Annotated in this window: 26 protein-coding genes and 1 pseudogene; all 27 read right to left on the bottom strand. The window is 51.6% G+C overall.

Translation table 11 applies throughout. From position 1 onward, the window contains the following. Positions 1-18 precede the first annotated feature (18 nt). Complete coding sequence (gene traG, locus AC6CWS_RS23700) at positions 19-2,841, bottom strand: conjugal transfer mating-pair stabilization protein TraG (protein ID WP_498256447.1); 2,823 nt, start codon at positions 2,839-2,841, stop codon at positions 19-21. After that, the gene (gene traH / locus AC6CWS_RS23695; protein WP_011977731.1) at positions 2,841-4,220 is read right to left on the bottom strand and encodes a conjugal transfer pilus assembly protein TraH; all 1,380 of its coding nucleotides are present in this window, start codon (positions 4,218-4,220) and stop codon (positions 2,841-2,843) included. The genes traG and traH overlap by 1 nt, the downstream gene beginning before the upstream one ends. Beyond that, on the bottom strand, positions 4,198-4,641 hold the full coding sequence (trbF, locus tag AC6CWS_RS23690) for an F-type conjugal transfer protein TrbF (RefSeq protein ID WP_015065638.1): 444 nt from the start codon (positions 4,639-4,641) through the stop codon (positions 4,198-4,200). Before trbF ends, traH begins: the two co-directional genes overlap by 23 nt. A gap of 44 nt (positions 4,642-4,685) precedes the next feature. Beyond that, positions 4,686-5,228, bottom strand: coding sequence for a type-F conjugative transfer system pilin assembly thiol-disulfide isomerase TrbB (trbB, locus tag AC6CWS_RS23685; RefSeq protein ID WP_013054815.1), 543 nt, complete (start codon positions 5,226-5,228; stop codon positions 4,686-4,688). Next, on the bottom strand, positions 5,215-5,442 hold the full coding sequence (traQ, locus tag AC6CWS_RS23680; protein WP_114506536.1) for a type-F conjugative transfer system pilin chaperone TraQ: 228 nt from the start codon (positions 5,440-5,442) through the stop codon (positions 5,215-5,217). Before traQ ends, trbB begins: the two co-directional genes overlap by 14 nt. 10 nt (positions 5,443-5,452) lie before the next feature. Further along, positions 5,453-6,205: a type-F conjugative transfer system pilin assembly protein TraF gene (gene traF / locus AC6CWS_RS23675; RefSeq protein ID WP_015065637.1), complete on the bottom strand. Its 753-nt coding sequence runs from the start codon at positions 6,203-6,205 to the stop codon at positions 5,453-5,455. A 20-nt stretch (positions 6,206-6,225) separates the two neighbouring features. Then, complete coding sequence (locus tag AC6CWS_RS23670) at positions 6,226-6,552, bottom strand: hypothetical protein (RefSeq protein ID WP_032436744.1); 327 nt, start codon at positions 6,550-6,552, stop codon at positions 6,226-6,228. A 45-nt stretch (positions 6,553-6,597) separates the two neighbouring features. Beyond that, positions 6,598-6,783 carry a hypothetical protein gene (locus tag AC6CWS_RS23665; RefSeq protein WP_032436745.1) on the bottom strand — a complete coding sequence of 62 codons (186 nt, stop codon included), beginning with the start codon at positions 6,781-6,783 and terminating at the stop codon, positions 6,598-6,600. Continuing rightward, positions 6,780-7,016 carry a conjugal transfer protein TrbE gene (gene trbE, locus AC6CWS_RS23660; protein WP_032436746.1) on the bottom strand — a complete coding sequence of 79 codons (237 nt, stop codon included), beginning with the start codon at positions 7,014-7,016 and terminating at the stop codon, positions 6,780-6,782. Before trbE ends, AC6CWS_RS23665 begins: the two co-directional genes overlap by 4 nt. Positions 7,017-7,047: 31 nt before the next feature. Next, positions 7,048-9,003 (bottom strand): type-F conjugative transfer system mating-pair stabilization protein TraN, encoded by a 1,956-nt coding sequence (traN, locus tag AC6CWS_RS23655; RefSeq protein WP_023307537.1) that lies wholly within the window; start codon positions 9,001-9,003, stop codon positions 7,048-7,050. 58 nt (positions 9,004-9,061) lie between these two features. Continuing rightward, a complete protein-coding gene (trbC, locus tag AC6CWS_RS23650) occupies positions 9,062-9,700 on the bottom strand; it encodes a type-F conjugative transfer system pilin assembly protein TrbC (protein WP_015065635.1) in 639 nt (212 codons plus the stop codon). Positions 9,701-9,712: 12 nt separating this feature from the next. Then, on the bottom strand, positions 9,713-10,672 hold the full coding sequence (traU, locus tag AC6CWS_RS23645) for a conjugal transfer pilus assembly protein TraU (protein WP_249108283.1): 960 nt from the start codon (positions 10,670-10,672) through the stop codon (positions 9,713-9,715). Positions 10,673-10,715: 43 nt separating this feature from the next. After that, positions 10,716-11,342, bottom strand: a complete 627-nt coding sequence (gene traW, locus AC6CWS_RS23640; protein WP_023307538.1) for a type-F conjugative transfer system protein TraW — start codon at positions 11,340-11,342, stop codon at positions 10,716-10,718. After that, complete coding sequence (gene trbI / locus AC6CWS_RS23635; RefSeq protein WP_004152591.1) at positions 11,342-11,731, bottom strand: type-F conjugative transfer system protein TrbI; 390 nt, start codon at positions 11,729-11,731, stop codon at positions 11,342-11,344. Before trbI ends, traW begins: the two co-directional genes overlap by 1 nt. Beyond that, positions 11,731-14,370: a type IV secretion system protein TraC gene (gene traC / locus AC6CWS_RS23630; protein WP_016528865.1), complete on the bottom strand. Its 2,640-nt coding sequence runs from the start codon at positions 14,368-14,370 to the stop codon at positions 11,731-11,733. Before traC ends, trbI begins: the two co-directional genes overlap by 1 nt. A gap of 71 nt (positions 14,371-14,441) precedes the next feature. Then, complete coding sequence (locus AC6CWS_RS23625) at positions 14,442-14,840, bottom strand: hypothetical protein (protein ID WP_072158599.1); 399 nt, start codon at positions 14,838-14,840, stop codon at positions 14,442-14,444. Positions 14,841-14,847: 7 nt separating this feature from the next. Continuing rightward, positions 14,848-15,138 carry a hypothetical protein gene (locus AC6CWS_RS23620; RefSeq protein ID WP_023307542.1) on the bottom strand — a complete coding sequence of 97 codons (291 nt, stop codon included), beginning with the start codon at positions 15,136-15,138 and terminating at the stop codon, positions 14,848-14,850. Then, a complete protein-coding gene (locus tag AC6CWS_RS23615; protein ID WP_023307543.1) occupies positions 15,135-15,539 on the bottom strand; it encodes a hypothetical protein in 405 nt (134 codons plus the stop codon). The genes AC6CWS_RS23620 and AC6CWS_RS23615 overlap by 4 nt, the downstream gene beginning before the upstream one ends. A gap of 66 nt (positions 15,540-15,605) precedes the next feature. Continuing rightward, a complete protein-coding gene (locus tag AC6CWS_RS23610; protein ID WP_498256446.1) occupies positions 15,606-15,923 on the bottom strand; it encodes a hypothetical protein in 318 nt (105 codons plus the stop codon). After that, positions 15,924-16,142 (bottom strand): hypothetical protein, encoded by a 219-nt coding sequence (locus AC6CWS_RS23605; RefSeq protein ID WP_004171484.1) that lies wholly within the window; start codon positions 16,140-16,142, stop codon positions 15,924-15,926. A 23-nt stretch (positions 16,143-16,165) separates the two neighbouring features. After that, positions 16,166-16,456 (bottom strand): hypothetical protein, encoded by a 291-nt coding sequence (locus tag AC6CWS_RS23600; RefSeq protein WP_032423381.1) that lies wholly within the window; start codon positions 16,454-16,456, stop codon positions 16,166-16,168. A gap of 4 nt (positions 16,457-16,460) precedes the next feature. After that, entirely contained in the window at positions 16,461-16,871 is a 411-nt protein-coding gene (locus AC6CWS_RS23595) for a hypothetical protein (RefSeq protein WP_023307546.1), read from the bottom strand. 131 nt (positions 16,872-17,002) lie between these two features. After that, positions 17,003-17,572, bottom strand: a complete 570-nt coding sequence (gene traV, locus AC6CWS_RS23590) for a type IV conjugative transfer system lipoprotein TraV (RefSeq protein WP_023307547.1) — start codon at positions 17,570-17,572, stop codon at positions 17,003-17,005. A gap of 205 nt (positions 17,573-17,777) precedes the next feature. Then, positions 17,778-18,197 (bottom strand): annotated as a pseudogene (gene traP, locus AC6CWS_RS23585) (conjugal transfer pilus-stabilizing protein TraP); the annotation flags it as partial. After that, entirely contained in the window at positions 18,190-19,614 is a 1,425-nt protein-coding gene (gene traB / locus AC6CWS_RS23580) for an F-type conjugal transfer pilus assembly protein TraB (RefSeq protein ID WP_023307549.1), read from the bottom strand. The pseudogene traP and the gene traB, both read right to left, overlap by 8 nt. Next, the gene (gene traK, locus AC6CWS_RS23575; protein WP_004152497.1) at positions 19,614-20,354 is read right to left on the bottom strand and encodes a type-F conjugative transfer system secretin TraK; all 741 of its coding nucleotides are present in this window, start codon (positions 20,352-20,354) and stop codon (positions 19,614-19,616) included. The genes traB and traK overlap by 1 nt, the downstream gene beginning before the upstream one ends. Then, positions 20,341-20,907 carry a type IV conjugative transfer system protein TraE gene (gene traE / locus AC6CWS_RS23570; RefSeq protein WP_004152602.1) on the bottom strand — a complete coding sequence of 189 codons (567 nt, stop codon included), beginning with the start codon at positions 20,905-20,907 and terminating at the stop codon, positions 20,341-20,343. The genes traK and traE overlap by 14 nt, the downstream gene beginning before the upstream one ends. Positions 20,908-20,925: the final 18 nt, after the last annotated feature.

Raw genomic sequence — 20,925 nt, 5'->3', positions numbered from 1 at the left:
ACTTTCCTCCCCCCTTAGTTAGGGCTTATGCTTCCGCTCAAATTCCTGGGCCTTAGCTAGGAGTTCGTCTCTTGTATCCGCTCCAGGAAGTGCTCTCTGTTCAGCCTTTTTGTCATTGTATTCTTTCTCAAATTTATTTCCTTCCAAATTATGGTGGTTTTCCAGACGAGTGTGTTCATTCTGAACATCATCCTCCTGCTTATGTATGCTATCTTGCCTATCCTTATGAGCTTGCTGGTTTTCGCTAACCATGTGTTCAACCGATTGGTGAACATCATTTTTGATACCTGCATTTTTGGTCATCTCATCGATACTATCACCGTGAGAGTTGTAGTCCGCATATACTGTACCGCTTCCTTTACCTTCAGAAACTGATGGCATATTTGCGCCAATGTTTCTTCTGCCCTCCTGGTACGCCTCATCAACTTTAGGTTCAACCTGTTGTTTCACAAATTCACGAGCCAGTTGCTCCCTTTGGGCAGCGATTTCAGGTGAAGACGTGTCAGTAAGAATAGCTTCAGCATTTTGTGGGGCATTTTTCTGTACGAAATTAGCAAATTGTTGAGTCAGGTTTTCGTTCATCTGGCCGCTCATGCTTTCTGTTCGTGAGGCCATCTCACTATACTCATGGCTACGTGTTTTGCTCGTCGTGTACTGGTCATAGCTATTTTTCGCACTGGCCAAAGAGGCGGAAAATTGATCAACCCGAGAAGATGCATTGTTATCAGTGATGTTTCCAGACTGGCTTGATTTCTGGTTGATGAAGTAATCAGAAGACTCTCTGAAGTCTTTAACTGCCTGACTGCTGGTATCATGATTGTCAGCATTAGATTGGCGTCCTGACTCAGTAGTATTGTCTTGAGATCCAGAACTTGCTGTCCCTCTCGCCGACATCCTCCCACCGAATTCAGCTTTACCGCCATTACCAAAGAGCTCGAATCCAACACCACCTCTGGCTCCTACATAAGCCTCGCCAGAAACATCACCTCTCACTGACTTGTCCATAAGCTGGCCGAATGCTTCATCACGGCTAATATGGTTAGCTTTAGCATACGAATCTACAGCATTCATCATCTTGCTTCTGGCCATCGAATCCTGCGAAGACTCGGTAGTATCGGCCCCGGTCGTTGTTGATGCACTGTTCCCTTTATTGGTGCCAAATTGCTGCAGACTATTCCAGGCACTTGTCACGCTGCTGTTATAGACATGCAGCGCACTTTCGGCCTGGACATCAGACTCACGGGCCATCTGTTGCTGCGCACTGGCTATCTGACGACCGACGTTGATATCCACCGGCAGTTTTGACATTGCACCACCACTGTCCCAGACCATCGAGCCATCCCGCGTCTGCGTGCTCATGCCTCCATTCGCCAGCTGCCGCGACATCTGTCCGAAACTGGTTGTGCTGTTGGTACCCCAGCTGTAGCCGCTGACGTTCTCCATCTGCATGTTGGCAAACGAGTAATTGCCGTCCACCACGCCGGAGGCAGCCTGCGATGTTGCACTGAGACCCGATGAAGAAAAATGGCTGTAGGCACTGGAGAAGGCTGCTCCCATGCTCTTCACGATCCCCCACGACAAAGGCGGTATCATCACGGCAATATAGCCCGCGGTGGTCGCAATATCCGAGTTTTTGAGCTGAACCTGCGACAACTCAGAGAGAACGACTGGGACGCCATTTTGCTTCGCATAGTAGGCCATTGCGCTGTTCAGGATGGCGAACAGTAATGGCCACGTCTGCAGCCAGATAAGCGCAAACACATACCCCTTTAGCACCTGCAGCGTCATCATATTAAACATGGCGGCCATCACCATGATCGGGAACATCCCAATCATTATCCCCATGATAACGGTCTGCATCAGCGGAAGTGTGCGAAGCGCCTGGTGCCCCATTGTGGCCTGTGCCAGCCGCTGCTTTTCAAGGGATGATGTGTTAGCCATATTGACCAGACTGGCGGTGTCCCCGCTGCGGGCCGCATAACTCTGGATCCCACTGCGCAGGGCGTTCATCGTGACGTTCTGGCGGATAATCTGCCCGGCGCTCTGTCCCGAGCTGTAGAAGTAATTGTAGCTGTCGCCAATCATCTGGCTGAAAAGCAGATCGGGATTAGGTTTGCCGCCAAACAGCTGACGAACATAGTAGTTCCAGGTTTTACCGCCTGTCTGAGTATCCAGCGCGAGAGCCGATTTCAGATCCCGTGAGGCCTCCTCGCATGTCTGGAACTGGTTGTTTTTGTCAAACACGCCACGCAGTGGACTCGGGTTTGCAAAAATCAGGGTATACGGATCAGGTGAATTCAGTAATTCCTCAAAAGAGTACTTATGATTGAGGAAAATATCGCCCATCACACAGTTTTGTACGTAATCGGAAAACAGCGTCGTAATCTGAGGATTTTGTGACAAAAAATCCGTACTTTTCGCGACCAGATTACTGCCAAATAACATCCCCGTTTTACTGTACGTGACACTGTCCGGCAGAGCGAAGACCATCTCATAACTCTGGATAAGCGCGTTTCCTACCCGTGTTGTCAGCGACGCCGGAATCGCCAGACCAATAGGCACATTATCGACTTCATAGACCTGCGCAACGTTACTGTAATCGATGATCTGCACAGGGGTACGAATGACAACCAGCATAGAGACCAGGGTGAGGGAAAAGACCCAGCCAATAAGGTCCATTACGTTGTGTTTTTTTACCCAGTTCCCCGCCACAATGAGTACCGAGATGGCGATACACATCTTTTCTATAGTCGACCATGTGCTGGTCCCCATAAACGCCGCAATCGCGTTCAGGTTGCCCCGTAACCAGTCGCCGCCAGCAATGGCATATATCTCAAGCATTACAGATTCCCCCCAAAATGATAGTTATTCTGGTAGCGGGTCATCATGCGGGCAGAGACCTGCTGGCGCATGTAACTCATTTGTCTGTCAACCACAAGCAAGGCGTCCTGCTGAACCTGAACACGGGACTGAAAAGCGGCAATCTGGACACTCGCCTGATTGAGGTTTTCCATGATCATATCCATTGTCGACTGGGGATAATTACCGGTTGAAATCATCGCCCGGGCCTGCTGGATAAGTTCCTGAATGTACTGCAGCAGGATGTCGTAGCCGATATAGTCCGTCAGCTGGTAAATAAGTGAGTTAGACACCCCGAGCATCTGCGGATCGACCAGGTATTTGAATACCGGAATGGTGGTGCTGGAGATAAACCCTTTCTCCTGATCCGTCAGTTTTTCATCAGCCACTGCTTTATTCTGGATACTGCTTAACAAAGCGGAAATCTGGCTTTTTAGCGCTTTATTGGAAGTGATGGTCACGGTCGCATCAGCAACGACCTTAAGACACTTATCCGAATCATTGCAGTGGTAGATTTTAGCCGTGCCGCCCTCCATCATGGCTCTAATCAGATCCTGGTCAGTGGTGCGTGCCGGCAGCGGCGTGATTTCACTGTTCTCCCCGAAAATCAGCGTACCGGTGAGCGTCATGATGAATTCCTTCAGCTCCTTATTGCCGTCGAAGAGCCGGTTCTTCGATAAGGCATTCCACATGATGTTGATGTTTTTCATCACACGTTCTTTGTCTTTATCGCTGGCCTTATCCTGGACGCTGTCCATCTTGCCGCCCACCGTACAACCCTGGCGCGAGGCGGCCCAGTCCGAAAAGATATTGCTTTCACCGGCAATGTCCTGGCAGACCTTTTGTTGAGCGACCTGGGTACGAGGAAACAGGCCACCCACAATTCCCTGAGCAGCCTGGCAGGAACTGAGGTTCATGCTGTTCATGTCAGTGGCCATCTTTTGAAGGAAGTCCTTTGCGGTTTTAATCTCCGGTACCGTGGTTTGCAAAGCGAGATCAAAAAAGTACCCCGCGGCGTTGCTCATGATTTGTTTTGCGAACCTCTGCAGCTGCTCGCTGTTGATATAGCTGAATGACCCTAGATAGGCATCAATCCCTCCGCAGCCGGCATTAATATCAGGGAGCGTCATGCTGACCAGCTGGATCGTTTTCACCTGCGTTCTGGCATACAGCGAACCGCCGGAGGCGTAACCCGCAGCCTGTCCCTGCCAGACCTGCGGCTGGCTGGTATTGGACGCAAAGCCCAGCTTATTGAAGAAGTTGTTCATATCGCCATTCACGTCGGCGGCGGCGCTAAATGACAGGCCAAGCACGGCACCGCAGAAGAGTGACAGAAGTTTAATTCGCATCCAGTCCTCCATTACGCACAGCATTCTTTTTAACTCTGTCATTTCTCAGAATAAAAAGGGTCTTCAGGTGATAACTGAAAAAATTGCGGATCGCTAATGTCACTCCGGCAACAAAGAACCCCACCCCAACAGCAATCAGCGCATAAGGGATGGCGTACATCATAATATTCCACAGGTCTTTTACTCGCAGGTCGCCGCTGGCTATCCAGTCATCCACGCAGATATTAAATAAAAATCTCATTATCCATAACAGCAGAGCACCTGCAGTGAGAAACACAATGAATAATTCCAGATAGATTTCCAGACGCCTTTCCCGGTGGATAAATTCCGGCTTCAGTTGTTCAATTTTTTCGGCTGCTGTCTGCCCGGAGTCCTTTAAACTTGCTGGAAATAAAAACGCGTACAGTCCCGTCGAACGTATATATTTGTTCATGGCTATTTTCCTTAATCACTTGCTAAGACCGGATATAACAGAGGCTAATGCATCATCTGAAATACCGTATCCACTCTGGCCATAAAGCCCTGTGCATCCGTGGCGCCCTGCAGGATCGGGTACGCTGCCAGCGTGTTTACGTTCACCAGAAACGTAGTCGGGGTCGCCACCGGGATATTGGGGAAAAAGGTCTGCATCACGTCAGGAGGCGCCGGCAGCGCTTCCGGAAACGCGTCATCACCCTGTCCGTCAATGGTGTAAGAGAACACGGAGAAGCCATACTGTCCGGCCAGCTGCTTCAGCACCGGGTCAAATTTATGACAGTAGGGACAGTGTCCCTGCATGAACAGCACCACTTTCCAGTCGCGCAGGTCCACCTGCTTTCCGTTGCTGAGTCGTAACCAGCGTGGCTGAGATGCCCCGCTCACCGCCTGGGGAGTGTCGCTCTGCGGGGAGGCCGTTTCAGTACCGGAGATACCCCGCGGATCCCAGAGCGACTTCACCTCATCGAGCGTTCCCGCATGTGCCATCCCGGCCAGTGCAAGGGAAAGAGCCAGTGCCGCCAGCGGCGTCTTAGCGAGGTTCATCAGGCTGTTTCTCCTCTTTTTCGGCTTCAGCAATCAGGGCGTTTAGAATGCGGTATCCCCCGAACACCACCATACCCAGCCCGAAGATTTCCCCGGCCTGGACGGCCAGCTCAGGCTGTTTTCTGACAAGCCTGGCTATCAGGTGGAAAAACACGCCCACGGCCAGCACCCACATCCCGGTGATATCTAAATCCGGAAAACGAATATTTCGCATGACACACTCCTTAGAAATTCGGTTTAAAGTCGCTGGAGACATAGAGGAACTGTTTCGCCAGGTCGTCCTGACTGATAAAGCCGTAACTGAGAGGCTTCACCTGGCCACTTTTCGGGTTAACCAGCATCATCGCGGGGAAGAACTTCACGCCAAGCTGCTCTGCCTGGCCCTGGTCCGTCCGGCTATCGGGCAGCATGGGGTTAATCACTCCGTCAACCGACACCGGTATCACGCTCAGGCCATAGGTTTCGCGAAAATTTTTAATCACCTGGACCAGCTGGCCATCGATCGCTTCCCGGCCCCGGTAGAAGAACATCACGCCGTAGTGCTGTGCGAGGGTGGAGATAGCCTGTCGCTGTTCGGCATAGTCGGCAGCGAGCTGGTTTTTTACCGTGCCGTTGTAGTAGCTGTGCTGCAGGTTGTAATCGAGTTCGGGGTTTTCCAGCATCGCTTTCTTCGCACTCATCGAGAACAAACCTGCCTGCTGCGTCCAGTAGTTCTGCAGCCGGAAATACTTAACGAAGTTTTCAGACGATGGATACAGAATGGCTTCGTACAACGACCGTTTGGTGGCCGCCTGGAGTGTGGCGAGTTTCTCCAGAATATCCATTTGCGGCGGTGGTGCCGCTGGTGCGGCTTTCCTTTCCTCATCATGGGGCTTAAGTTTCTCGTTGTACCACTGCCAGCCCGCGTCTTTGGCGAAAGCCGGCATCAGGGCGCAGCAAAGGCATCCCGCCAGCATGGCGGCATGTATTGTTCGCATGGCAAATACCCTTTTATGAATTATTGCGACTGGCGTGACAGATGCTGATAGACACTGTATTTATCGAGCTGGCGCTGTATCTTTCCTGCATCATCACGGGCTTCAAAGCGGTAACCGCTGCAGTACAGAGGCAGATGATTTATCTGAAGGTCCACCCGCTCCCCGTCCCTGACCACCCACGCGGCCTGAGAAACAGTGTCGCACTGGATCCCCCAGGCCCGGTTGGTGGTCATAAATGCGTTAACCTGTCTGTCCCGCCACAGGCTGTACGACATAATGTTGACCAGGAAAAAGACAAACACCCCGACAAAAACCATGACCAGCCCGTAGGCTTTTTTCTCTTCCATGAACACTCCTGTCTGTTTTGCTGATTAAAGCGGTGACGCCCGTCTTTATGGCTGTAATCGTCTTGCTATAATCGTGAGAACAAAAATAAACAATAAAGATCTAACAATTACGAACCCAGCATCGCTCGTTAATAACGTTGCCATGTTAATTATCAACAGAACAGGAATAAGGATTACCCCTGCTAACCTGAACCAATCTTTAAACTTATTAAACCTGCGCACCGTCTTCATTCTTCCTCCGTCTTTTTCCGTAACAACGCGGCAAGCGAACTAAAAAAGAGATAGCTCACGAACCAGAAAAAACCAACCGCAACAATAAAAACCACACTCTCGACATAATCATTCCCCGACGTCCCTTTGACGGCATCCCAGGAGAAATAAATCACCGGAGAAATAATGATTATTGTCAGCGTTAATCTCAGGACAAAATCAATGGCAGGCTGTTTGTGAAAATTAATTTTCATGATTATCGGTCTCTTTATTAGTCAGCATGGTTTATTGCGCGGATTGCTGACTCATGATTTCCTTAATTCGTTCCTTGGTCTTATTGGTGAGAACATCGTTTTCCGGTATTTTTTGATTTTTCATCAGGTCGTCCATAAAGTTGGTGAAATCAAGCTTGTTAAAATCAATCCCCTGGAGTTCCGCGGTGGTAATGCCCCGACAGTCAGGACTGCTGGCGCCGCCAAAACCGATATGCAGCTGACCGTTTCTTCCCTGCTGCTGAACGATCTGCGCCAGTTTTGAGTCGAACTGGCAATAGCTCCTTTTTTTCTCCAGGCAAATACCCAGAACTTTTTTAGAGCAGAATTCCCCGATACTGACCGTCAGCTTGTCTTTTTTCGCTTTGGCCAGCGCCTTTTCCTCGCTGCTGCAGCGTGCCAGCCCCACATCCTGGCCCCAGCCGCTGTCTTTGCAGCAGTTACTGAAGCCGGCAGCAAATTTCTTACAGAACTTCGCTTTTCCGGTGAAGGCCCGGACATCCACCCCGTTCAGTGCCGCGACGTCCTTCCCCGCGGCTGCCAGTGCCGCCAGCTCAGATACCGCCTGCCCAAAGTCATTGCTCTTCCCGGACGTGGCTTTGTCACATTCACCATCAAGGCAGAAGACATCACCGCCGCAGATCATTTGCTTGCCACTCGTCCTGGTTTCGCAGGAATACGTTGCATATTCATGCAGGCACGTGCCTTCCTCGCTGGAGAAGGCGCACTGGCGGGATGACAGAGTACAGGCCGTATTTTTCATCAGGATTTCACAGGAGCCGCTGTCCGCCGGCTGCGTGAGCCAGGTATCCTTATATTTCCAGCAGGCTTCCGTGAACGAGTAATCCCTGCCTCCGAGGGTGATGGTTCGCGTTCCTCCCGGACTGATACATTCCTCCCCCGTTTTTTTTCCTTCATCCTTACTGAACGGACAGCTTTCAACCCAGACGACTTCAGGTGCGTAGACGGTTTCGGTTTCTTCCATCACCAGGGTGACCGTGACCTGTACGGGTTTCTGGCTACCCGATGATACGGTCCGTGATGTTTTGCTTACTGAAAAGTTCTGCCCTGCAGTAACCGCTTTGTCCACACCAAACGACTGATGAATCTTCCCCTTCCCGTCATAGGTATATTTCGTACAATGCGTGTTCTGACCGCCTGAACACATCGATTCTGAACGTGGCCAGCTGATCACATCTATGGGGAACGTTCGTTCAAAGAGGGTCAGGCTTTCACTGACTGCACTCTTGCAGCTATCCCGCACCTTCCCTTCGGAATCGCATTCTTCAATCCAGGGGATCACCAGAGGCTCACCATCCACCGAGGCATTCAGCAGACGACCGTTGGTCGGGATCGTCAGGTTGCCACTCCATTGCCGGGTACTCCGGGCATAATTCAGCGTCACCACCTGCTGATAGGTTCGGTTAACTTTCTGCGTGGTGGCGTTATCCTTCAGGGTCGCTTCCCGTGTGCAAAAATTTTCCACCTGCAGATCACGTTCGCAGGTATGGTTTGTGAACTCGCTGCGGTTCACAACCTGGGCGGTACAGGACTGTCCGGTATCACCGACAATGCTGTCGGCACGGGATTCTGTATCCTTTGCGGCCTGAATAAACGGCGCATCCTGAGATATCTGATCCGGTGGCCGGTTCGTGAACGACTCCGTAATCGTTTTGCCGGTATCTCCCTGGCTGAACTCCAGGGCTGAATCGCTTTTCAGAGAGCTGTCTCCGCTGGCAGTGACGCCGCCGTAGTATTTTGTCTGATCCGGGTTGTCGGTATACCCCGGCAGGTTTTGCTCACCACTGAAATTTTTTAGTGAGTTCAGACCATTGCCCTGCACCTGTTTCGCAAAATCCGAACCGGCTTTATAGTCACTTCCACTGTCAGCGCAGGCGGGGGATGCCAGCCAGATGAAGGCGCTCAGGACAAAAAAATGCGCGGTCAGCACGGAAATAACCGTCTTCATTTACACCCTCCCTCATCCCCCACCATTTCCGGTAACGCCATGAAGTACGGTTTATCTTTCATGGCTGGCTCCCGGCGGCATTCGAGGGCGCATCAAGCATCTGCCGGGCCACCTGTGCGCAGTCACCGGTTTGTGCCACTTTCTCCAGCGCCTGTTTGACGTGAATGTTACCGCGTACCACGTCATACCCGGCCTGACACCGTACCACCAGAGACGGCACACTCCGGATGCTGTACTGCGTATATAGTGTCGGGTCGATCTGCACTCCGTCGGTCACGCCATCCTTCACCAGCTGCAGCACCGCGTCAGTGGTGGTCTTCATGTCGTTATTGACGAGCCCACGCAGTGTCGCCGGAATGCCGTACTGCCGGGTTTCGTGCAGCATCCGCTTCAGCCCCTCTTCAGGTATCGAGAAGGAGACAAAGTACAGCGCCCCTTCTGCTGGCTTTTCCTGATTCGCCGCTTTCTGCTGGCTGACCAGATTATCGATAAACTGGCGGTCTGATTTGGGCAGAGGATTACGGTTGATTTGCGCCTCAAGCTCCTGCTGCAGCTGTTTATCCGGATGCTGGCGCAGCTGTTCGCTGAGGTTCTCCTGCTGCTTCAGCCATTCTCTGTCTGTAACAGAGGAGGTTTCAGCCAACACTGCTCGTCCGGTCAGCAAAAGCATGACCATAAACAGATTCATTAATTTCATGAGAGACTCCTGTCAGAGAAAGACACAATTGCGTTTACGCCACATCAGATAGCCATAGTTCTTACGGGTGTTGGGTGGATTTTTACCGGCCTCCCAGCGCATCACGCTGCGCCCCACGGGATGGCATTGGCCGCTGTCCGGGTACATGTTCACCATCTGATAGCGCCAGCGCTCTTTGGGGATGATCGGGGTCGGATACTCATAGCAGACCGCCTTGTCCTTCCCGATGCTCTCCATAATTTGTCCCTGCCGGTGAAGCTTGTACGCCATGCGCTCGCTGACAAGTAACGAGGACTGCAGCGGACTGGACTCGTTGCTTACCCAGCCGCTAAACGGGTACATCGAACCCTGAGAGCCGGCACACCAGAACAGAATATCGAGTGGCATATGAAACGCGCTGGCCATAGCGTCAGCCGCGCACGCCCCCTGTGCGATGGGGTTGGCAAACAGGATGGCTTCCGGATTCAGAATGGTGGTGAGGCTGCTGTCCACCCAGGTCGGGTCAATCTCGGACAGATAGGCTATATCCATGTCTCCGCCTTCCAGACAGCCTGCGGAGGTGATGATGTTCAGCCAGTAGGTCAGCGGGTACTTGTACCAGTGAACGTGATAAAAAGCGCCGTTCACCTGCTTGTCGTCCTTTCTCGCGGTCCCCATACCGGTCTTGCCGAGATTGATACTGAAGCCCCCCAGATTGACCATACAGCCAGGCGAACGGCTGACGTCCGTCATGGCCATCGGCTCCCAGTACCCGATGGCCAGGCCGGGGCGAACAAAAATCGGTGGCGGCGCCGGACACAGCTGCAGGGGACTACCCGGATTGCTGGTATCAGGCAGATCGCCTTTACCAACCTGCACGCTGCCGAGTGATAAAGGAAATATGCAGCGCCAGCACACATCGGTGATCGGGTTAACAAACCGGCCCTCACAGGAGGGATCAGCAGCCGCACTGAGGCTGTACCCCCACAACATCAGGGCACTCAGGAAAAGCGTCAGGGTTTTCACAGAAACATCCTTATTTTACAGGGAAGGTCTCAATATTCAGGCGTTCACCGGATGGCGCCGGCGTGATCCGCGCCGGGACCGCCGTCAGGCCAAATCGCTTGCTCAGTACGCCGTTCTGGTCGAAATAGATCCGGCTGTCCAGCGCTGCGGAGGTGTCCGGGATACTGCCACGCACCAGGATAATTTTGCTCATCAGGGTTTCCGGCACCTGACGCTTCATCCAGGCCAGCTGGTCGGCATCGTCTCCATTGATGAAGTACAGGGTCTGGACAAACGGTACGGTTTTAAGCGGGTTCACCACATCGCCCTTGCGGGCAAACACCCGCCCCTCATTGTCCTTCAGGTCTTCGGTCAGGCGGATGCTGGGATCAAACCAGCGCTGCTCGTATTTCTCCGCACGCTTAATGCCCTCCACCGGTGCCGGGCGCTGACTGTTCTCGATAACCCGCTGCTTAAACGCATCCATCGTCTGGTCCCACTGGCCAGAGGATTGCAGTGACTGCAGACGCTGCGTGATGAGCTGCAGCATGTCCTGCTCCCGGACGGGCCATAAATCCCCCCAGGTACCGAGATCAGCCGCCTGAGTCAGCGGCGATACCAGGCAGGCGGAGAGCAGACAGTCTTTCAGTCGTATCATTACTGTTCTCCTTTCATCCGGCGGGCAATGTCGTGCTGGATGTTGCGGGTCACATCGGGCGCGCCCTGAACCACGGCAGGTGAAACCAGAATGACCACATGATGCTGCTGCTGATACTCCGCCAGACTCTTCTCCAGCGCGTCGTTAAACCGGTCAGAGAGCGCTTTTGACTGCGCTTCTGTCAGCTGCTTCTGACTGACACTGTCCATAAAGCTGTCGAGCGTCTTCTTCATATCAAAAGCCACCACCCGCGGCGTGGAGTACTCCAGAACCACGCGCGAGAGAAACGCGCTGGTTGCCAGGGCGAAAAGCACGAGAGCAACGATGACAGATATCCGGCGAAAGGTATGAGAGGTCGTACTGACCGGTTGTTCGGTGTTGTTTTTCATCACTGTTTATCCTCCATGTCATTCACCGGTATTCGGGATTCAAGCTCAGCCATTTCGTCTTTAAAGTTGCGGCACGCCAGTCCGTATACCGCATCGTGGATATCGACCCCCTCCTGCCGGCGAGCTTGCATGTACTCAAAATCCGGGCCTTTGGAGGAGTACATCGCCCGGCTGAGCGGGTCGACGAACAGGCGGTGCCAGGAGCAGTTCGCTTCCACCTGCAGCATAAAAGAGGAGAACCACTGCTCTTTGGCCGAACCGAAGCCGTTAATCATGTCTTTCTCCAGCTTGCTGAACTGATCCGGGTACAGCTGGTTATACTTGGCAAATTCCTTCGCTGACTGCTTCAGAATGGCCTTGTACGATGAGTTCCCCCACGCTGCACGTGCGGCGCTGGAGGCGGTCGGGGAGTCGAAGTCGACGATGTTCTGCGTGATGGTGATGTATGCGCCGGTATGTCGACGCGCGGTACGGTAGCCTTTCTCGATAAACTGCCCCACTTTTTCATTCTTGAAATCAAGGAGCTTCCATCCTTCATCGATGACGTTCAGTTTTTTCAGGCCACGCGGTGACTGATACATCCTGTTCTCGATGTAAATAATCAATGAAAACATCACAGCGATAAGCAGAGAGGGCCTCGACTCCAGGCCACCGAGTTCCAGTACCACCATCCGGGCATCATCGTGGAGTGTTGGTTTATCTGAGTTGAAATAGTCCCCGTAGATCCCATTCACCGTGTACTGATCGAGCAGGATTATCATCTCGTCCAGACGGCCCCGGATTGTCGGGGAATCAGCATATTCATCGCTGTCCTTCGCGTCCTGTAAAAACTGCACTACGTCATCAACGCGTGCCTGATTACGTTTGCTTAACCAGGCCGCCTGAACTGCCTGCAGAAGCAGGCCTTCATGGACTTCATCGAGGTTGCCGTTCGGACTGGCCATCACCGACATCTGATCGCGTATACGTTCTGCTGACATGTCGAAGTGAGCATCATCCAGCACGTTGGCGAATGGGTTAAACTTGAGGGTATCGCCATCGAGATATACGCCCCCCATGTTTTCACACAGGGACTTATAGCCATCGCCCATATCGAACACCCAGGCAAACCCGCCGGAGTCGAGCACACTGCGAATGAGGGGCTGAATCAGACCGGTTTTACCCGCCCCGGACGTCCCGCAGACCGCCATGTTGAAATTGGTATTGTTCATTCCCTCGTAGAACAGGTCGATGAACGCCAGCTGGTTTCGGTAGGTGGGCGCCAGGAGTCCCGCCGGCGCCAGCGGGCTGTCAGCGACGATCGGCAGGAGGTTAGCCACCTGGAACGTCTCCGCCCGCTTAACCACGCCTGCCGCCTGCAGCTCTTTAAACAGACCCTCACCACACTTGAACGGCATCATGGCCAGAAAGTTACGCAGGTGATGGTAGCGGGCCGGGATAAGCTGGAAACCGCCTTTACGGTAGCTGTTGAGCACCTGCTGTTCAGCGGCGAGAGAGGCCTCTGTGCTGTCTGCGGTGTACGTGGTGATATTAAAGAAATAGGACACCAGGGAGGTCTGGTTGGTCGACAGTCGCTGGCGGATATCGCCCCACTCCTGCATTTCCTTTATCACGTTCGGAAAGTACTTCGCGTAGGAGGTTTTGCTTTTCTTCTCCACGTCCATGAACTTCAGGTTGGCTTCGTTCTGGGTCTTCACCTGGTCCTCCACCATCAGCGTCAGCGTGATGACAAAGGGGCAGGAAATGGAGAGCTCCGGGTTAAGCAGGTTGGCGTAGTTGTCCGCAGCGGTCCAGAGGAAGGCCATTTCCGGATCACTCTCCAGATGGTAGCTCGTCACCCGGGTCACGCACTCTTTCCCGTCGCGCCCCAGGCGGCCAATTTTCAGATGACCGGCGGTGACCTGCATATCAAAGCTGTCATCGACACACTGATAGTTCAGATCCTGATAGGGGTCCAGCTTATACGGTACGCGGTACATTTCGTGCGGGTCCGGGTTTATCAGCTCACGCATCAGTTCGACCAGCCCGGCAGCATCAAGGATACGCGTCGGAATATAGGCACCGCCCAGTGACGCCCGCAGGATTTTTATCTGGTTCTCCATCTCGACAATTTGCGTGGTGGAGTTCTTCTTCCTGGGTACGCAGCAGGAGATGTACACGCGGTAGTTACGCAGCGTCAGTGGCAAATCCAGATCAGGAGGCAGGGGGAACTTCGTCTCCGCTGCCCGGAGGTAGTAGGCCTGGGTAATGGCGTTAAACTTCTTAGCCTGTTTACCACTCCAGCGGAATTCACGCAGACCATAGTCGATATCATTGCCGACCAGTTTGCTGGAGACCAGATGAAAACTGACCGGGACGCCCCGGGGAAGTTTGCTGCGCAGTAAATGCTCCAGTGTGGCGACGATACTTTTATCCGCACCGGGTAAAGGACGCGCCTCAAACATAAAACCGACGGTTTTGTTATTAATAAACAGACCGGTCGCGGAATCATAATCCTTATAGGGCAGAATACGGCTGAACTGGGGGAAATTCATGCTGCCCAGCGTGTCATTGGCTTTCGCGGATTCGTCGGGCAGCTTCAGTGCTGACACCAGTGAATTCACAGCCTGGGTGACAGTATCGATGATGTTATTACTCATGCGGGCGTTCCTTTAAGAGCATTTCAAAATAACAAGGGTAATAAATGGCAAGAAGAATATTCACAGCCGCACTAGAAACTCCTTCTTATAATGGAAAGCACTGGAATAAAAAACAATAAACACATGGATGCAATAATCTGACCCATAAAGATCGCATCCAACAACATCGCCCCTTGCCACAAACAAATAAGCAGAGTGATAAATAACAAAACCACATGAAAGAAAACAATCAGGAACAGAAGGTTCGCTGAGAACTCCCCATCACTAATTTCCACCTCCAGGCAGAAAAAATAAAAGACACACAGACTACAGATAATATAGAGGCCTTCATGTCGAATACCCTGAAGGAAATCAGGAGAAAACTCTCCTGCCAGTCCATTGTATGTCAGCCTGGCTCCCAGATAGATGAGCCAGTAGACTGGAGGGATAAACAAAAACCCATACTTTCTAAAAAACAGCATCATATCCATCCCCTGATCATTTGTTCACATTGTTCAGTGCGTTAAGTTGTTTATGTTTCTCGTTACATTTAGCGGCAATTTTCTTCGCATCGTGAAGGGTTAATGGTCCCGGGCTATTACGGAGTGCCGTTCGAAAATCCTCACCGGCACAGGGTATTTCATGAGAAATCATTAATAACTGTTCTTCAGTCGCTGTACCGTTATCTCTGTAATCATCGTAAACAAGATACAGCAGACCACCCCAAAAAAAGAGTGGAAAGGCCCAGTTAACAATGTGTTTAACCGCGTTCGCGACGTTTACTTTCATTTTTTATTCGTCTGGTATAATTCCCACTGATGGATATACGCATAATACCGCTCACCTGGCACATTAATGATGATGCCATCACAGTCCAGTTTATTAACAGGGCTGGTAAAAGCGCCTGTCGGTATGTTTACTTCAAGTGTCTTGCAGTCGTTTTTCCAGTGTCTACCTGCTTCAAGTTCATCCATCGAAAATGAGTGAATGGAGATAACGAACATCCCGCAAAACCCAACCACCGCTATAAGCGCACAGTATATGAATGTATCGCCTCTGTTAACTCGAAGATTGAATTTTTCAGGGATGGCAACCATTGCCAGCGCACCGACCACACCAATAACAAAAAGAATCAGGCATATACCGTTAAGCCATGCAACGTTATGTCCAAGTATATAGTACGCTTTCACTTTCTTATTCCTTATGCTGCATACTTTCAAATAACGTGAGATTGTTAATACTGACCATCGGTCTTACTATTCACCGGCCCCCACCCGATCAAAGGAATAAATCAAGACATAAAACATATAAAAGATCACTGTGGCTGTAAAAAATCCCGTTATTACTGACAGCGTCAAATCAGGAGAACCGGCCCACATGTTTTTATCCATAAATACCATGAAAGAAAATAAAGCACTGAGACCTGTAAGCCCAAACAACATTAAAATATAGGCAAGCGCATCTCTTATAAAAACACCCATAATTACATAGCCGTAACCACAGATAATGATTGCCATTGCAAAAAACAGTCGTACATAACCATCACTATCAAAAATTAACAGAGACTCAGCCATTTACCCACCCTCACTCAATGTTTCCATCACGCTGTTCAAAGGCTCGCGTGTTTTAATTTCAATGCACTCTCCTGTATTACTTCCGTAACCTCTGCCTCCACGTGCTTCGAGTACCCGTAGCATTTTTATGCAGACATCTGTATTAGGCATAGGAGTAATATCCCAAATTCCACCACCACTACTCGGCGTCATCAGCACCAGAAAAATAAAGGCATGCATACTTTATTGCCTCTGTTTATATATTAACGAATGAATATTTCTTTCATTGCCTCTGCGAGAGTTGTTTGCTTATCGCCACTCATCGCTCTGTCATAATCAGACTTGCTTACATTTTCAATAACATCACCACACTGAAGTCGATTTTGCGCAGGAGAGAAAAACCCTTTATCAATATTGGTCTCAAGCAACCGGCAGTCATTTTTCCAGTGATGAGAAAGAGCTTCGGGCACTGTATTACTGTCAGTAGAAAACAGCAGGCTATAACCTGCCAATAAAAATACCAGCATCATCGTCCATTTGAATAATTCATCCATAACGTTACTTACCTTCCGTACTGAGTTTATTAATCTCTGCCTTATCCCTGTATCTCACATCCATATACCGTGTTACGCCATCCGGGCAAGACCAGGCATCTTTTGCTTTAGCCAGAAACCCTGCCTGCTGCGCTTCAAATGCGGAGACTCTGCAGTTTTTCAGCGTATAGATGATATTTTCTTTCCTGTTTATAATTTGTTTATATGTTGACTCAGGATCAAGAACTCCTGTTGCTGTAGTAATCATACTCACCATACACAGTATCACACTGAGGGTTTTACCCCACCAGGATGTGATTACTCTCTGAAAAAAGGCAGACACGATTACGGCAGAACCAACAATCAGCATCAACATAAAAATATATGACGAATCTTCGCGTAAAAGCAGCCATAGATATTTCATTGAGTCAGTCATTTTTCAAATCCTTTCATTTTTCGTTATCGACGTTCATTTCACACGCTACCGCCCATCCCTTTCAACGCAGAGGGCACTCGTTTTAATTCAGAAATGAGAACTTCCTGCAGCGCCAGTAATGGCGCTGTGAATCAATTAAGGCGAGGTTGTCCCCACGCCGATGGTGTCACGACAAAAAGAACCGTTGCTGGCTGGTGATATACATCATCTGCATCCACATACGGCGCTATCCACAATGACGTTGTCTCCTCCCCTTTTCTTAATGGCCGGGGATAATTACCAGGAACCGTCACCGGCGATGTAAAAGTTGATACACTCACTGGTCGAACAGCTGGCGCTACAGCCACGGGCCGATACACCGGCATACTGACTTTCCTGTTATTCGTCAGCAATCCTGACGTTACTGTATTAGTCGGTGCAGTTGTCGTTGCTCCGGGACGCATTAAATTTGGCTGTGGCGGCAATGGATACGAATTAACTGATGTGGTTCTGAAATTACCCTCAGCCAGTTGTGGCAACCCGGCCGCAGCCGGCTTTGCATCACTGCGTTCCTCTTTCAGCTTCGCTTTTTCATTTGCCTGCTCCATCGTCATACAGGTATCCGACGTCGTGGCATTACATTGAAATTCGGTCTCTGTGCCCGCACACCCGGTTAAGAGCAAAGCGCTGCCCAGAGGAATTAACAGCATTAATTCCTTCATATATTCACCCGTAATCTGTTTATTTTTTAAAAATCGATTTCCAGTCAGTCTTCCTGAATACTGCTTCTGCAAGATTATTAGCAGCCCTTACAAGCTCCTCATAAAGTTTGGGGTCTAAATAATTTGCAGATTGAGGTACAGTGTTAGGCTCCTTTTCTCCTGCTTCCTGTTCATTACGCAGGTACCCCCCTGACATCCTTCACCCGAGAAATCCCCTGCGGACAGGAGTCCTACGGAAAACCACAGCCATCCCGGTAAACACCACCGCCATCAGCAGCCAGAGCCAGAGAATATTATGCGTATAGCTCTGGTCGATATATGCTGCATACCCTGCCGCATCCGTACTGACGGTGGTGCAGTCTTCCTGTAAAACCGGAGGCAGTGGAGCGTTCACCGCATCACCATTAAGTTCTTTCGGCCCCGTGCAGTCCTGAATGACATATCCCTCCTGCTGCACAGACTCTACGGTTTTCACCAGCGTCTGGCCGAACGTGTACGGTCCCGTCCGGAACACCAGAACAACCAGTAACATCATCATGGCCAGCGGATAGACCACCGCACACTTAACCAGCCAGTGAGCCCAGCGCAGTGCTGACAGAACAGTAGTAATGAGAGACTTAGCCATTATTTTCCCCCTGCGGCGCTGCGCCCGGAGAGAACTCACGCGGATCAAGTTTGCCCAGCTTCTTCAGCATCTCGTCAGTATTGAATCCGTTCATACCGCCGCCTGACTGATGATGTGCATCAGCCTGCGGTGCCGGCTCCGCCTCCTGATTCTGAGCCTGCTGTTGCCCGTTCTTTTCCGCTTCCAGTTCTTCAATCGTTTTCAGCTGGAATCCATCCTGGAACACGACGGTAACTTCGTTGCCGGCACCAATCGGAATGACCGGGTGATACTGCTCGGCCCTTTTGATGTAGTACTCGCTCAGCGTCTGCGCAGCTTTAGATGCACCACCGCCGACCCCCATTTTCAGAACGTCACCGGCGCCAACAGATGCTGTTGCCCCCAGGCCAACAGCCGGCTGTGAAGCCCGTTCCATGCCCTGACCAATCCCGTCAACAAAACCGGCCCCCCATGCCCAGCCGAGGATTTTTCCGTTACGCATCACCACCTCTCCCTTAACCCCGTTTTTCCCCATAAAGGAAACGTGGCCGTTAATGGGCTGATCGATGGTTTTATCACCTTTGATACAGCTGATATTGCGGGTACGGACAATGGCGCGTTCGCTGGAGACATCGCCCCAGGCTTCAAGGCCCACAAAACACCCTGTCAGGTCGTAGGTTTTGCTGTTTGGCATTTCCACGCGACCGGTGATACGCAACTGCATCGGTACAGTTGATTCATTCCCGGTAACAGACGCGTTGGCATCTGCCCCCTCGATAAGCATGCTTTTTGCAAAGCTCCCCGACGGAATGTACGGCAATGACTTCGTTTTTTTTCCTTTGTCGTAACTGAACGTTTTACGCTGTATCTGGTTTGGTACCGGTACAGACTGGTAGCTGACCTGCGGCGGCGGTGTCATACCATTCCCGGGATAGAATGCCGTCGGAGGCGGTACCGCGGCGCCGGTTTGCGGCGGATAACTGGCTGGCTGCGGCTCCCCTTCCGGACCGGGTGGCGGTGACGGAGGAGTCGGCGCGGGCTCGCCACCAGAGACAGCCGGTTTCACGCCCAGCGCCTTCAGCTGATTCTGCATGGCTTCATTGTCACTGCTGAGTTTGTCGATACGTATCTGGTCAGCGGTTCGCGCCTTACTCAGTAGGTCCACTTCCCCCTGCAGGGAGTCAAAACGCTTGTTGAGATCAGCGGCAGTCGCCTGCATTTCTGTTGTCGCGTGCTGCTCCACCTTACTGTTGAAGCTGCTGTCGACCACCCCGGTCATATCCGGTGCGGGTTCGCCCTGAGTCGGGGCTTCCTCATCAGAGCTCATGTTCAGATCTGACAGATACAGCCCGCCTCCGACTGCTGCCGCGCCGCCCGCCAGAATGAGTCCCAGCCAGATATATTGCTTACGTTTGATCAGCGTGTTGAAGTTGGCCATCAGCGCTTCACTCCTTCATCTGACGTCGTGACCCAGATCTGCATGCGACCACCGGCAGTCAGCAGGCCCGCCGGGGTACTGAACATGACGGCACGTGTTCCGGGCTGCCAGAAATCGCTTTCACGCACCATTCGGGCCGACAGGGAGACATTGTCCAGACTGTAACGGACAACTTTCAGGTGATGACCGACCCAGACCCGATCGGCAGTGGCGCGCAGACCAGCCGGCACCTGCAGCACTTCAGAAGTGACGGGGACAGACTGATACTCATCGGGTACGCTGCCCTGACGCACGGCGCGATTCAGCGAAACCAGTAACGATTCATAGGGATTCGACTCTTCCCAGGCTTTTGCCGGACCGGGGGTACCCGCCAGCTCGCTGACCAGCTGAATTGTCCGGCCTGAGCCCGCACGGGGCACGGCACGAATGGAGAAGTTCAGCCCGCGTTCGGTTTCCACAATGAAGGTGAATGGTTTTTTACTGACGGTCGCCAGAATGGCGCCGCCGCTGTCGGTCTGCTCCTGGTTTGTCAGGCCGCCGTCCAGGCTGTTTATCGCCGTGATGCGATCTCCAGGTACTGTGAACAGATTCGGATCGGTGTTACTCACGGCAATATTTGCCTGACCGCCATTGGTCAGGGGAACCACTGTCGGCGCCAGCGTACCGCTAAGGGTCGCTGACATCGCAGGGGCGACCAACAGCAGACAACCTGAAATAAATAACGGGTTAATTTTTTTCATTATTTATTTCTCCAAAACGCGCCAGCCAGCTGACACCATCGACACGACTGAACTGAATGACATAGCTTTTAATTTCACTGTAGGGTTTGGAATCCCCAATCCACGTTTTCAGCTCACCCCGGATATCCACGCGGTTCTCTGCCGGCCACGCACGGATCGAGGTCATATAAAAGGTGGCATTAACGTTATTGTCTTTAATGCGTTTCGCATCTTCAGCCAGCTGGACCTTTAGGCTGTTCTGCGCAGCGGGTAATACATACCGGAGAAGCTGCTGATGCTGGGCATCAACCGTTTCCGGCGTGACATTCAGACGCAGGGCAACAAAGGACAGGCCCAGCTGCTCAATATAAGAAGCGTCAGCCTGGTTCTGAGACACCGCAAAGGGGGCACGGAATAACATCGGTGTCACCGCCACTTTCTGTTCCGTCTGCAGACGGTAATTATTTATGCCCTGGATAATATTGGTCGCAAGACTGAGGGTCAGGAGTGTCCCCAGACTGATAAATCCCACAGCGATAACGCGAGTGGTATTTTGTCTGGCACCATGTTCCATATGTTATTTCCCCGTTGA

This window comes from Klebsiella sp. M041, from assembly GCF_059759695.1.
The sequence above is the reverse complement of the archived record's forward strand: the minus strand, read 5'-3'. Positions and strand labels throughout refer to the sequence as shown.